The 13,244-nt window shown below is 49.8% G+C and carries 16 protein-coding genes; 4 read left to right on the top strand and 12 right to left on the bottom strand.

Annotated elements, in window-relative coordinates; translation table 11 throughout:
- Positions 1-19: 19 nt before the first annotated feature.
- The 4 genes from plsX to O3682_RS10390 all read right to left on the bottom strand — a co-directional run bounded on the left by plsX (position 20) and on the right by O3682_RS10390 (position 2,545).
- A complete protein-coding gene (plsX, locus tag O3682_RS10405; protein WP_371509976.1) occupies positions 20-1,090 on the bottom strand; it encodes a phosphate acyltransferase PlsX in 1,071 nt (356 codons plus the stop codon).
- A 121-nt stretch (positions 1,091-1,211) separates the two neighbouring features.
- Positions 1,212-1,736, bottom strand: coding sequence for a phosphoribosyltransferase (locus O3682_RS10400; protein ID WP_049332638.1), 525 nt, complete (start codon positions 1,734-1,736; stop codon positions 1,212-1,214).
- A gap of 92 nt (positions 1,737-1,828) precedes the next feature.
- A complete protein-coding gene (gene rpmF / locus O3682_RS10395) occupies positions 1,829-2,008 on the bottom strand; it encodes a 50S ribosomal protein L32 (RefSeq protein WP_002240035.1) in 180 nt (59 codons plus the stop codon).
- Between the two features lie 33 nt (positions 2,009-2,041).
- A complete protein-coding gene (locus O3682_RS10390) occupies positions 2,042-2,545 on the bottom strand; it encodes a YceD family protein (protein ID WP_070460410.1) in 504 nt (167 codons plus the stop codon).
- A 55-nt stretch (positions 2,546-2,600) separates the two neighbouring features.
- On the opposite strand from O3682_RS10390, the gene O3682_RS10385 reads away from it, so the two are divergent.
- Both O3682_RS10385 and O3682_RS10380 read left to right on the top strand, forming a co-directional pair.
- On the top strand, positions 2,601-3,191 hold the full coding sequence (locus tag O3682_RS10385; protein WP_371509974.1) for a Maf family protein: 591 nt from the start codon (positions 2,601-2,603) through the stop codon (positions 3,189-3,191).
- Between the two features lie 54 nt (positions 3,192-3,245).
- On the top strand, positions 3,246-3,956 hold the full coding sequence (locus tag O3682_RS10380; protein ID WP_371509972.1) for an SAM-dependent methyltransferase: 711 nt from the start codon (positions 3,246-3,248) through the stop codon (positions 3,954-3,956).
- Positions 3,957-4,050: 94 nt separating this feature from the next.
- Here O3682_RS10380 and yidC read toward each other — a convergent pair whose 3' ends face one another.
- The 4 genes from yidC to rpmH form a co-directional block, all read right to left on the bottom strand.
- Positions 4,051-5,697 (bottom strand): membrane protein insertase YidC, encoded by a 1,647-nt coding sequence (gene yidC / locus O3682_RS10375; protein WP_371509970.1) that lies wholly within the window; start codon positions 5,695-5,697, stop codon positions 4,051-4,053.
- Between the two features lie 118 nt (positions 5,698-5,815).
- Positions 5,816-6,037 (bottom strand): membrane protein insertion efficiency factor YidD, encoded by a 222-nt coding sequence (gene yidD / locus O3682_RS10370; RefSeq protein ID WP_063069052.1) that lies wholly within the window; start codon positions 6,035-6,037, stop codon positions 5,816-5,818.
- A complete protein-coding gene (gene rnpA, locus O3682_RS10365; RefSeq protein WP_371509969.1) occupies positions 6,034-6,375 on the bottom strand; it encodes a ribonuclease P protein component in 342 nt (113 codons plus the stop codon). The genes yidD and rnpA overlap by 4 nt, the downstream gene beginning before the upstream one ends.
- Positions 6,376-6,377: 2 nt before the next feature.
- Entirely contained in the window at positions 6,378-6,512 is a 135-nt protein-coding gene (gene rpmH / locus O3682_RS10360; protein ID WP_002214728.1) for a 50S ribosomal protein L34, read from the bottom strand.
- Between the two features lie 319 nt (positions 6,513-6,831).
- Between rpmH and dnaA the strand changes: the two genes are divergently transcribed.
- Both dnaA and dnaN read left to right on the top strand, forming a co-directional pair.
- Positions 6,832-8,400: a chromosomal replication initiator protein DnaA gene (dnaA, locus tag O3682_RS10355; protein ID WP_371509967.1), complete on the top strand. Its 1,569-nt coding sequence runs from the start codon at positions 6,832-6,834 to the stop codon at positions 8,398-8,400.
- Between the two features lie 105 nt (positions 8,401-8,505).
- Entirely contained in the window at positions 8,506-9,609 is a 1,104-nt protein-coding gene (gene dnaN, locus O3682_RS10350; RefSeq protein WP_004520410.1) for a DNA polymerase III subunit beta, read from the top strand.
- A 140-nt stretch (positions 9,610-9,749) separates the two neighbouring features.
- Here dnaN and O3682_RS10345 read toward each other — a convergent pair whose 3' ends face one another.
- From O3682_RS10345 to O3682_RS10330, 4 genes are all read right to left on the bottom strand, one after another.
- Positions 9,750-10,112: an ACP-like domain-containing protein gene (locus O3682_RS10345; RefSeq protein ID WP_004520408.1), complete on the bottom strand. Its 363-nt coding sequence runs from the start codon at positions 10,110-10,112 to the stop codon at positions 9,750-9,752.
- 297 nt (positions 10,113-10,409) lie between these two features.
- On the bottom strand, positions 10,410-11,996 hold the full coding sequence (locus O3682_RS10340) for an L-lactate permease (protein WP_371509964.1): 1,587 nt from the start codon (positions 11,994-11,996) through the stop codon (positions 10,410-10,412).
- A gap of 333 nt (positions 11,997-12,329) precedes the next feature.
- Positions 12,330-12,965 (bottom strand): 7-carboxy-7-deazaguanine synthase QueE, encoded by a 636-nt coding sequence (locus O3682_RS10335; protein WP_371509963.1) that lies wholly within the window; start codon positions 12,963-12,965, stop codon positions 12,330-12,332.
- A 106-nt stretch (positions 12,966-13,071) separates the two neighbouring features.
- Positions 13,072-13,244: DUF1304 family protein (locus tag O3682_RS10330; RefSeq protein ID WP_371510012.1), on the bottom strand; the 173-nt coding region annotated here is incomplete at its 5' end.

Here is a 13,244-nt window from a genome sequence, read left to right as displayed (position 1 = left end):
CGGCCTGTATATATCAGCCTTAAGCTTCTGTTGTTTGAGCAGCGGTTTCTTCCTGTTCGGCTGCTGCTTTGGCGGCTTCCAAAGCAGCCAGCTGGGTGGCTACGCCTTGTTCGATTTGAGCGAGGCCGGCAGATTTGGCTTCGTGGTAGGCTTCTTCCAAAGCATAACGGAAGCCGACTTCGTCGGTTCCGCCATGGCTCTTAATCACGATACCGCGTAAACCAAGCAGGATGGCGCCGTTAAATTTGCGCGGATCGAGTTTGCCTTTCAAGCCTTTGAGCGCGGGCAGGGCGGCAATGGCGGCAAGTTTGTTGAACAGGGTGCTTTGGAATTCACGACGGATGGCGCCGCTCATGAATTTAACCGCGCCTTCGATGGTTTTGAGCATAACGTTGCCAACAAAACCGTCTGCGACAACGACATCGGCTTCGCCATACAAAACGCTGTTGCTTTCGATATTGCCGATGAAGTTGAGTTTGCTGCTGCTCAACAGTTTAAAGGTTTGTTTGACGGCATCCGTACCTTTGATGTCTTCAGTGCCGACGTTCAAAAGGGCGACACGCGGGCTGCCTTTTTCAGGGTGCAGCGCGTGTACCAGCTCGCTGCCGATGATGGCAAATTGAACCAGTTGTTCGGGAGTGCAGTCAACGTTGGCACCCAAATCCAAAGCTAGGGTAACGTGTTCGCTGTCGGAAGGCAGGAATTTGGCGATGGCAGGGCGCTCAATGCCGGGAATGGTTTTGAGGACGAATCGGGCGGTTGCCATCAGTGCGCCGGTATTGCCTGCCGATACGGCGGCTTGCGCGTTGCCTTCTTTGACTTGGTTGATGGCGATGCGCATGGATGATTCTTTTTTGTTTTTCAGCGCGGATTGCGGCGCTTCATCCATTTCAACAACTTGTGCTGCATGGCAGACGGTGATGCGGTCCATAGGCGCGCCTGCCGAGCTTAATGCTTGGCGGACTGCTGCTTCATCTCCGACCATAATCAGATGTACGTCGGATTGCTGTTTCAGGAAATCCACTGCACCGGGGACGGTAATCGCAAGGCCTGCATCTCCGCCCATGGCATCTACGGCCAGTGTAATCATGTTGTTCTCCGGTTTGTGTGTTTCAGACGGCCTCAAATAATCGGAAAAGCACACTCATCTGATTTTCAGGAGATTGAATTGAAAATCAGATGAAAAGGCTTGTTGCGACGTCGTGCCAGATTTATTGGTTTTGCGCGGCCAATTTGTTGTGTTCGTCAATGTCCAGCGCGTCCCAAGGATAGTTGATCCACCAGTCTTCAACGGTAATGCCGCTGAAATAAGGGATGCCTTCGGGAATCTTGCCGACTTTGGCTTTGATTTTTTCATGCAATACTGCCACGCCGATGGTGCCGAAATCTTCTTTCAACAATTCGTTCAGGCAGAACTCCATGGTAACGCGGCTGTCGTCCACTTCGTCAACAACCAGTACGTTTTTGCCTTTCAGTACATCGGGAACGGGATCAAGCCATTGGACTTTTTTCACTTCCTCGGTCACCTGACCTTCGTGATCGTTGTCGTAGTAGGCCGTGGTGACGGCGTAAATCGGGATTTCCAAGAAGCAGCGCAACATGCGGGCAGGGATAAAACCGCCGCCGCCAATGGCAATCATGGCATCGTATTTGGTGCCGGAGTTTTGGATTTTTTCCGCCAATCCTTTGATTACGCGGTGAATGTCGTCGTAGGTGTACCAGATTTTACGTTTCATGGTGTGCTTCCGAAGAGGAAAATACAGGGTGCAATGCAAAAAAGCCAGTCATTGCATGGCAATATTCTGGCTTTTTCAGTCAGACGAACAGATTATTCGCCTTTAGCTTTTACCACTTTACGGCCACGGTACATACCGTTTGGAGAAATGTGGTGTGGACGATGTACTTCGCCGGTTGCGCTGTCAACAGACAGAGAAGGCGCAGTCAGAGCGTCGTGTGAACGGTGCATACCGCGTTTAGAAGGGGATTTTTTGTTTTGTTGAACGGCCATTTCAAGCTCCTAGATAAATAAACTGTGTCCTAATTAACTGCTTTTCAAACCTGCTAAAACAGCGAAGGGGTTTGGTTTGTCCCGATTGACTTCTTCCAGTGTTCCATTGTTGCCGCAGTCTTCGTGTCGAGGGGAGAAAGGGAGCGACATCAGGATTTGGTCTTCAACCAGAGTCCGCACGTCAAGCTCTTTTTCGAGCAGCATGCCTTCCAATTCTTCATCGGCAAGCATGGCTTCGTCCAAACTCTCTTCATCGGCAAACAGGACGATACGGCTGGTTTCATCGAGTAGAAACGGCATGGGCGTAATGCAACGCTGGCAAATCAGGGGCATGTCGGCTTTGACGTTTAAATCGAGAAACAGACGGTGCAGCCGGTCGCGACCGCCTTGCAGCGTAAACGACACGCGTGTCTGTTTGTCGGCCGGATAATCGTGCGAACTGACTCGTTCATCCAATTCTTCGAGCAGGAAGCTGCCTTGCAGATTCTGCCCTTCGGCGGCGAAAACTTCTGGGTCAATCAAATTAGGGTATGACATAAACGGAGTATGATATAATTTCGGCGGTCTAACGTCAATGTTTTTAAGTAAAAATATGGAAGTAAAACTGCCTTTGGTTTTAGGGTCGAGTTCGGTTTTCCGCTGCGGACAGCTTCGCCGTTTGGGTATCGATTTTCAGACGGCATCGCCTAATTTTGACGAAACGCCTATTGCGGGCGAGCATGCAGGCGAGACGGCGCTGCGTTTGGCGGAAGGCAAAGCCCGTTCATTGGCGGCGGCTTTTCCTGTCGCGCTGATTATCGGCGCAGACCAAGTCGCATGGTGCGAAGGACGCCAATTGGGCAAGCCGATGAACGTCGCAAATGCACAACAGATGCTGGCGGACTTGAGCGGAAAACGGATTGAATTTTACAGCGCAATCGTGCTTTTGAATACTGCTACGGGCAAGGTTCAGCATCATGTCGATTATACGGTGGTTGCCATGCGACAGTTGACGCAGGCTCAAATCAGCCGATATTTGGAACGCGAGTCGGATGCGGTTTATTGTGCCGGTGCGGCAAAGAGCGAGGGTTTGGGCGCTGCTTTGTTGGAGCGGATTGAAAGTACGGACCCGAATGCTTTGATCGGCCTTCCGATTTTCTGTCTGATTGATTTTTTGAAAAACGAAGGTGTGGAAGTTTTATAGTTTGAGGCCGTCTGAATGTGTTCAGACGGCCTGAGATTTTTTGGAGTTGCAAGAATGAAACCGATTTTGTATTTGATTCCTACCCCTTTGGGTGCGCCTGATACGCCATGCCTGTTGCTGCATGAACAACAGGCGATTGTCGGGCTGACGGATTTTGTCGTGGAAGCGGAAAAAACAGCGCGCGCGCATTTGAAACATTTGGGCGTGACTACGCCTATCCGTGAACTGAATCTGCAAACGCTGAATGAACACACGGATTTGAAGACTTTGCCGGAACTGCTGAAACCTTTGCAAGAAGGGCGCAGTATGGGCATTGTCAGCGAGGCGGGTTGTCCGGCTGTTGCCGATCCGGGCGCGAATTTGGTGGCGTTGGCGCATAAACACGGTTTTGAAGTACGGCCTTTGGTCGGCCCGTCCAGCTTGTTGCTGGCGCTGATGGCTTCAGGTGCGAATGGTCAGAACTTTGCGTTTAAGGGTTATCTGCCGTCTGAAAGAAATGAGCGGATTCAGAGTTTGAAGGCTTTGGAACAACGTTCGCGCCAGCAGAATGAAACGCAGCTGTTTATCGAAACGCCGTATCGCAACGATGCGTTGTTGGCTGATGCGGTAGAAAACCTGCATCCTGAAACGCGCTTGTGCGTGGCTACGGACTTGACCTTGCCGACACAGGAAATCATAAGCCAGACGATTGCGCAGTGGCGAAAAAGAAAAGAAATGCCGAATTTGAAAAAACGCCCGACGATTTTTGTGTTGTATGCCGCGTAAAACTGGATTGGGTTCAATCTCAAACTGTATTTGTTTGGGGAAATAAAAAAGGCCGTCTGAACAACAGACGGCCTTTGTGTTACCTAAGCTTTTATCAAGAAACGATTTCGCCTTGGGCACGTTGTTTTTCGATGCTGCGGTTGATGTGCCATTGTTGGGCGATGGTCAAGAGGTTGTTGACTACCCAGTACAGAACCAAGCCGGCAGGGAAGAAGAAGAACATGATGGAGAAAACCAAAGGCATGATTTTCATCATTTTCGCCTGCATTGGGTCGGTTGACGGCGGATTCAGATAAGTCTGTGCAAACATGGTCGCCGCCATAATAAAAGGCAGGATGTAGAAAGGATCCGGACGGCTTAAGTCGGTAATCCAACCCAACCAAGGCGCTTGGCGCAATTCTACGGAGGCGAACAATGCCCAGTACAGACCGATGAAGACGGGGATTTGCAACAGCATAGGCAGACAGCCGCCCAGCGGATTGATTTTCTCGTCTTTGTAAAGCTGCATCATGGCTTGTTGCTGCGCCATGCGGTCATCGCCGTATTTCTCTTTGATGGCTTGCAATTTAGGCGCGGCGGCACGCATTTTTGCCATAGAGCGGTAAGAGGCGTTGGTCAATGGGTACAATACGGCTTTGACGATGATGGTCAAAACGATGATTGCCCAACCCCAGTTGCCGATGATGTTGTGCAGTTGGTTCAAGAGCCAGAAGAGTGGGGAGGCGAACCAGTGTACTTTGCCGTAGTCTTTGGCCAGTTGCAGTTTGTCGGCGATGTTGGCGATAACGGAAGTGGTTTGCGGACCAGCATACAGGTTGATGGCGGTTTCGGCTTTAGCGCCGGCTTGGATGGCGGCTAAAGGCACGCTGACGCTTGCGCTGTACAGGTTGTCGTTGCGACGTTTGATGTCGATACGGCAGTCGCCTGCGGTGCATACGCTTTGGCCGTCTTTAGGCTGCAAAATCCAAGTGGACATGAAGTGGTGTTCAATCATGCCGAGCCAGCCGGTCGGGGTTTTGCGGATGTATTCGGCTTCGGATTTGCCGGATTTGGCATCGTCGTCCAAATCAGAGAAGCTGATTTTTTGGAAGCCGCCTTCAGGGGTGTAAACCACCGGGCCGACGTAAGAGCGGGTGAAGTAGCCTTGGCCTTCAGGTTCGCTGTGGTCGCGAACGATGCGGTAGTCTGCGCTCAGGTTGACGGGTTGGCCGTTGCTGTTGGTAATGTCAAAGCGGACGTTAACCAAGTAGCTGCCTTTGGTAAAAGTATAAACTTTGTCGATTTTCAGGCCGTTGGTTTCAGGTGCGCTCAGGCGGACTTCAACTTTGTCGCCTTCCAAACTGTATTGTTTTTGTGGAGCGGTAAAGCTGATGCCTTTCAGAACGTTGTTGCCTTGTGCGTCCAAAAGCTCGGATTGGGCAACGTAGGTGTATTCTTTGCCGTCGTTAAACAGGACGAAAGGTTTGTGTTCGTCACCGGTTGCTTTGTATTGCAAGAGGGTCAGCTGGCGCAGGTCGCCGCTTTTCTCATCGATGACGGCTTTGACCGTGTCTGTGGTAACGGTAATGGGGGTGGCTGGAGCAAGCGCGGCTTCGGCAGCGGCTTTTGCCGGAGCAGCGGTCGTTTGCTGTTGCGCGGCTTGTTGCGCCGGATTAGGTTTGGGGCTGGGGAAAAAATGTTCCCAGCCGGCAAAAATTGCCACTGAAATGGCAAAAAACGCCATTAGTCTTTTAAAATCCATAAGAGATTCCTGGAATTGACGGATAGGTAATCGAGATGAAAACTGCTTCAGACGGCATTATATAGAAACCGACGGGAAATTAAAGGAAATCGTGTTCTTTAAATGGTTGACAGCAGCATTATGGAACAGGGTCATGTCCGTGTCCGCCGAAAGGATGGCATCGTGCGATGCGTTTGATTGCCAGCCATCCGCCTTTGAATGCGCCGTATTTTTTGACGGCTTCGACCGCGTATTGTGAACAAGTCGGGGTGTAGCGGCAGCGCGGCGGAATGAGGGGGCTGATGCAGTATTGGTAAAAGCGGATGAGTGCGAGGATGAGCTTGGAAAGCAGGGTGTTCATCGGCGTTTTTTCATCAGCTGGGCAAGTTGGTTTCGGGCTTCCGGGGCAGTTTCCCGATTAAACGCCTGACGCACGCGCACAATAAAATCATGCGGCGGTAGCTGGTGTTGATTCAGCCTGAACCAGTCGCGGATGACGCGCTTCATATAATTGCGGTCATGGGCGCGTTTGGCGGTCTTTTTGCTGACGACCAAACCAAGGCGCGGATGGCCGAGCGCGTTGTCCGCGGACTGGGAGACTTGCAGCAAATCGCGGCTGCGTCGGTTTTTCAACGCAAAAACGGATGAAAAATCATCCGTTTTTAATAAGCGATACTGCTTCGAGAAGCCGTAATTCAAAATTATACAGCCAAGCGTTTGCGGCCTTTGGCGCGACGAGCAGCCAATACTGCGCGACCACCACGAGTTTTGGAGCGAACCAAGAAGCCGTGGGTGCGTTTGCGTTTGGTAACGGAAGGTTGATAAGTGCGTTTCATGATGTTTCCTAAAAATTGGTAGATAATTAAACCGTGAATTACACTCCAATTTGCCGCTTTTGTCAATCAATATAAAAACTTTTCGTTGGCTAAAGTGTGACAACGGGTTTTATGCATTGATGGAATTTGTGGATAAAATTTTGCAGTGGTTGTGGATAAAAAAGAGCGGAATAGGTATAATCGCCCAACCTTGCTTTTCTCTGTGCGCAAGGCCGTCTGAAAGCAGCGGGAGTATTGTAAAAATTTGATTTTTATCGGATTACCTGTCTGCTCTGCCTTCTTGTATTTCCCAAATCTTCCATTTTCCGAGCTTAATCTCATGACGTTAGCTGAATTTTGGCCGCTGTGCCTTTGCCGCCTTCACGAAATGTTGCCTGCCGGGCAGTTTGCGCAATGGATTGCGCCTTTGACCGTGGGCGAAGAAAACGGCGTATGGGTGGTGTATGGTAAAAACCAATTTGCCTGCAATATGCTCAAAAGCCAGTTTGCCGCCAAAATTGACGCCGTGTGTGCCGAATTGGTGCCTCAGCAGGCTGCGTTTGTGTTTAAGCCGGGCGTAGGTACGCATTATGAAATGGCGGCTCAAGCTGTTGCGCCGGTGCAAGTGCAAGAAGTTGTTGAAGTTGAAGAATTTGTAGAGCCTGTCCAAATGTCTTTGCAAACTGCAGAGGCAGTGGAAGAAGATAGGCCGTCTGAAACGGTTTCCAAACCTGCTTCTGCCAAGACGGCTGCCGAGATTTTGGCGCAACGCATGAAAAACCTGCCGCATGAGCCTCAAGTGCAAACTGCCGCTCCGGCTGAGTCTAAAGCAGTTGCCAAAGCCAAAACCGACGCGCAACACGATGCGGAAGAAGCGCGCTACGAACAGACCAATCTGTCGCGCGACTATACATTTGAAACTTTGGTGGAAGGTAAGGGCAACCGCCTTGCCGCCGCAGCCGCCCAAGCGATTGCTGAAAATCCGGGGCAGGGCTACAACCCGTTTTTCTTATACGGCAGTACCGGTTTGGGTAAAACCCACTTGGTGCAGGCCATTGGCAACGAATTGCTGAAAAACCGTCCTGATGCCAAAGTGCGCTATATGCACTCGGACGACTATATCCGCAGCTTTATGAAGGCTGTGCGCAACAACACTTACGATGTGTTCAAGCAACAATACAAACAATATGACCTGCTGATTATCGACGATATTCAGTTCATCAAAGGCAAAGACCGTACGATGGAAGAATTCTTCTATCTGTACAACCATTTCCACAACGAGAAAAAACAGCTGATTCTGACGTGCGACGTATTACCTGCCAAAATCGAGGGCATGGACGACCGTCTCAAATCTCGTTTCTCATGGGGTTTGACTTTGGAACTCGAGCCGCCCGAATTGGAAATGCGCGTGGCGATTTTGCAGAAAAAGGCAGAAGCAGCCGGTATCAGTATCGAAGATGAAGCCGCTTTGTTTATTGCTAATCTGATCCGCTCCAATGTGCGTGAGCTGGAAGGCGCGTTCAACCGTGTCAGCGCCAGTAGCCGTTTTATGAACCGTCCTGTCATCGATATGGATTTGGCGCGTACGGCTTTGCAGGATATTATTGCCGAGAAACACAAAGTCATTACCGCCGATATCATCATCGATGCGACAGCCAAATACTATCGTATTAAAATCAGCGATATATTGGGCAAAAAACGCACGCGCAACATTGCCCGTCCGCGCCAAGTTGCCATGAGCCTGACCAAAGAGCTGACCACGCTCAGCCTGCCTTCTATCGGCGATGCCTTTGGCGGCCGCGACCACACGACTGTGATGCACGGTGTCAAAGCGGTGGCGAAATTGCGTGAAGAAGACCCCGAATTGGCGCAAGACTACGAGAAACTGCTGATTTTGATTCAGAACTAACCCAATGCAATTTCAGATGGCCAGATGTCAATGTGAGGCCGTCTGAATACAAAAAATATTTTAAAATACCCAAATCAACCGATTTCAAATTCAAAGGAATGGAACATGCTGATTTTACAAGCCGATCGCGACAGTCTGCTCAAGCCGTTGCAAGCCGTTACCGGTATTGTCGAACGTCGCCATACTCTGCCGATTTTGTCCAATGTGTTACTGGAAAGCAAAGACGGACAAACCAAACTTTTGGCAACCGACTTGGAAATCCAAATCAATACCGCAGGTCCTGAAAGTCAGGCAGGCGATTTCCGTATTACGACCAACGCTAAAAAATTCCAAGACATCCTGCGCGCTCTGCCTGACAGTGCGCTGGTGTCACTGGATTGGGCGGACAACCGTTTGACTCTGCGTGCAGGCAAATCCCGTTTTGCCCTGCAAACCCTGCCTGCAGAAGACTTTCCGTTGATGAACGTCGGCAGCGATGTCAGCGCGACTTTCTCGCTGACTCAAGAAACCTTCAAAACCATGCTTTCGCAAGTGCAATACAGCATGGCGGTTCAAGATATCCGCTATTATCTCAACGGTTTGCTGATGCAGGTTGAGGGCAACCAATTGCGCCTTGTTGCAACCGACGGCCACCGCCTTGCTTATGCGGCCAGCCAAATTGAAGCAGAACTGCCGAAAACGGAAGTGATCCTGCCACGTAAAACGGTATTGGAACTCTTCAAACTGTTGAACAATCCGTCCGAGTCCATCACCGTTGAGCTTTTGGACAATCAAGTACGCTTCCAATGCAATGGCACGACCATTGTCAGCAAAGTCATTGACGGCAAGTTCCCTGACTTTAACCGCGTGATTCCTTTGGATAACGACAAAATTTTCCTTGTATCCCGTACCCAGCTTTTGGGTGCGCTCGAGCGTGCCGCCATTCTTGCCAATGAAAAATTCCGCGGCGCGCGACTGTTCCTGCAGCCTGGTTTGCTGAGTGTCGTATGTAGCAACAACGAGCAGGAAGAAGCGCGCGAAGAGCTGGAAATCGCTTACCAAGGCGGAGAACTCGAAGTCGGTTTCAACATCGGCTACCTGATGGATGTGTTGCGTAACATCCACTCCGACGATATGCAGCTTGCTTTTGGCGATGCCAACCGTTCAACGCTGTTTACCGTACCGAACAATCCTAACTTCAAATACATCGTGATGCCAATGCGTATTTAATTAGTGTGTGAACAAACAAAAAGAGCGTGTACGGTACACGCTCTTTTTTATATGCTTGAATCAAAAGGCCGTCTGAAAATTGTTTTTCAGACGGCCTTTCTATCAAACCGGGATGATTCGGTTAAATAGGAAAACTGGGATTAACGTGGACGTGGTTCGCAGTTTTTTACCAGGAATGAGCCGTTAGGGGCGTTCACGCCAACTACTTCAGAAGTAGTGTGGGTGTTTTTGTCGATGAAACCGGCAGACATTACATAGCCTTTACGGTTGGTGAAAGTAGTGCCAGTGCTGTCAGAACGTTTTTTGTCGACAACCAAAGAGGCTTTTTTGCCACCGGCGTTTACGTCAGCAGTAACTGCACGGCCGCTACGGTCAAAGCCGTACATCACGTTCAGTGATTTGCCACCGTCACAACGGTAAGAAACGAAGCCGGCAGGTGCAGCGGCAGCAGAGAAGGAAACAGTAGCCAATGCGGCTGCAGTGATAACAGAAAGTAATTTCATGATCTAAGCTCCATATGAGGGTTGTGTGTTATCTTGCAAAGTGAGAAAGGGTTTTCGTTTGCAGATGAAGCGTATTTTAGGCGTTTTGTCGGTAGTGGCAATTGGGTAAATTGCAAAACAGTGTTTACTTATGATTACCCGATTGTTTATTAATAGAAAGTTGTTTGTAATTTGGTGTTGCAAAGTGGTTATGTGGGTTGTTGCGGAATATATACATTAATGATTCTTTAAGAAATATAGCGAAAGAATACAAAAAAGGCCGTCTGAATATTCAGACGGCCTTTGATATGAAGCGGTTTACAAGAAGAAAATTGCAGCCACAGTCACGGCGATGATGCCGTAGATAGTCATTGGGATGACAGTTTTCTTAATGATGGCACCTTCGGCGTTGTTCACGTTCAATACGCTGCACACGGCGATGATGTTGTTGATGCAGACCATGTTGCCCATTGCGCCGCCGACAGATTGCAGGGCGAGGATGAGGGTAACGGACAGGCCGGTATCAAGCGCGATTTGTTGTTGAATCGGACCGAATGTCAGGTTGGATACAGTGTTGGAACCGGAGAAGAATGCACCGATTGCGCCCAAGTATGGGGAGAAGTACACCCAGTGTTCGCCTGCCATCGCTGCAAATTCTTTACCGATGATTTTCACCATGGAGTCATCGCCGCCAACCATCATCAGTTGAACCATAATCAACGCACCCATCAGGGCAAGCAGAGGTTTTTTGGTTTGGTTGAAGGTTGCAGCGTAGAAAGACCATGCATCTTTGAATTTGGTTTTGTACAGCAGGATGCAAATCCAAACGGTGAAGACAAACGGAATCCAAGCCGGAACGTAGAGGGTTTGGTAGGAAGCGTTTACGCCTTGACCGAAGATGTTGCCGAAGGTGATGGTCAGGGAGTCGCTGACGGTGATTTTGGACAAATCAAACGGCAGTTGGAAGCTGAACCATTCTTCTTTGCTGGTCAGCAGGCCTTTGATGCCCAACTGTTTGATACGGGTGACCACCAGCATACCGATCAGCATACCCAAAGGAGCCAGTGCTTTGGCAACTTGTGCGAAAGGTACTTTTTCTGCATTCGGGTCTTTGGCGTAATCTTTGCTCAAGCCCCAGCCGCGGTTTGCTGCGAATACGGAAACCATCAGGCCGATTGCGCCGGCAACCAGAGATGGGAATTCTTCATTGACCATCGCCAATGCAACGTAAGGAAGGGTACAGGAGAATACGGCGATACCGATGAAGCCCAAGTTTTTGCGGATTTCAGCCCAAGGTACGATGAAGCTCAAGCCGATAACAGGGATGATGAAACCAGCAAAGAAGTGCATTACGCCGGTTTGCATACCGATTTCCATAATGCTCTTTTGATCCAAGCCCAAAGGTGCGAAGCCGAACCAAGTCGGAGTACCTACTGCACCGAAGGATACGGGTACGGAGTTCATCACCAAAGCGAAGATGGCTACTTTTAATGGGTTGAAGCCCAAGCTCATCAGGATTGGCGCGGCAATGGCGGCAGGCGTACCGAAACCGGACGCGCCTTCAATCATAAAGGCGAAAGACCAGCCGATGATCATCAACTGGGCAATTGGATTCGGGCTGATGGTAGCCAGCCATTTGCGGATGACGTCGATACAGCCGGTGGTTTCCATCATGCGGTTAAACATAATGGCACCGAAAATCACGGTAATCGGGGTCAGGGTAGAGACGAGGCCGGACGCGGCTGTTGCGTTGAGCAACATGGCGTCGTCGCCGAAATAAAACAGTTTGATGGCATAAATCAGCGCGGCGGTAATCGGCAGCGCGACGTAGGACGGCATACTGTTTTTCTTAACCATCAGCCAAATCAGCAGGATGATGGGGAAAATGCTGAGAAAGAGAGCCATAGGAATATCCTCGGGGCAACAAGCACCATAACCGTCAATCAATGGCGGTTTGATGCGATGTGTTGAGTAATAGATGTTTTTCGAATAAGGATTGCCACCTTTTTTAGATGCAATCAGTTATCAGGTAAATTGGTTTTACCAATTTATGAAAACTGTTGCACACTTTACGTAATCTTATGTAATCGGTCAAGAGGTTTGTAACAAAAAAGGCCGTCTGAAATTGGGTTTTCAGACGGCCTGAGAGCATTGCCAGTAGTGCATTTGGTCGAATATCGAATGGTATTTACATTCAATATTTTGTAAAGGTTTTGTTTTTAATTGATTTCAAACGAATTATTCTATTCCTGCCCATTTATGCGTCTGTACGCTCAGTTGCCAATGGACGGGGGCATCGGATCGGCTGTTTAATACGCCGATTTGGCGGATGGTGTCGTAGATATTCATTGCGCCGTCTTGTTCGCAAGGTGAGAGATAGTAATGATGGGCGCGGATTTTGTGTTCCATCTCTTGGCAAAACGCAACGACATCGCCGTCGGCAACAATTCGCACTTCGTCTGCTTTCTCAATGCAGCTTTTTTCGTATTTGGCGGCGTAACAGGCTTTGGGACTGGTGGCAACGTAGTCGATTTGCGGTGGCGCGGGGTTGAGGCCGTTGGTTTCGATACACAGGAAATAGCCTTCGGCTTTGAGTGTGTTGAGCAGGGTATCCAAATGCGGTTGGATGGTGGGTTCGCCGCCGGTAATGATGATGTTGCGCGCCGTGTAGGTTTTCAGACGGCCTAAAATATCGGACAGGCTCATCATGCCGAATTTGAGGTAGTCGGTATCGCACCAGCTGCACGCGAGATTGCATTTGCCCAAACGGATGAAAACGGCGGGCATGCCGGTATTCCAGCCTTCGCCTTGCAGGCTTTCAAATATTTCGACAATGCGGTATTGGGGATTGTTTGGTGTGATTTGAATGGTCATGAATGTCGGGTGTGCGGGTTTTAATTGTTGTGGTGAAGCGTTTTGAGAAATAGGTTGAGGCAGCCATTCTTTCTGTCGGTTCAATAGGAAAGAATGGCTGGTGTGTTTAAGCGGCAATGACGGCTGCGGCGGCCAAAAATGCCGGCAAGCCTTGTTTGAACAAAATGCCTTTGTTGCCGGATAAAAACGCGCCCCATGCGGCGGAGATGAGGACGAAGCCGAGGAACAGGATGGTCGCGCCGTAAACGGCGTTGTCGGGTGCGGCAAAGCGCGCCCATA

Source organism: Neisseria sp. 27098_8_112 (genome assembly GCF_041433235.1).
Lineage (GTDB): Bacteria > Pseudomonadota > Gammaproteobacteria > Burkholderiales > Neisseriaceae > Neisseria.
The sequence above is the reverse complement of the archived record's forward strand: the minus strand, read 5'-3'. Positions and strand labels throughout refer to the sequence as shown.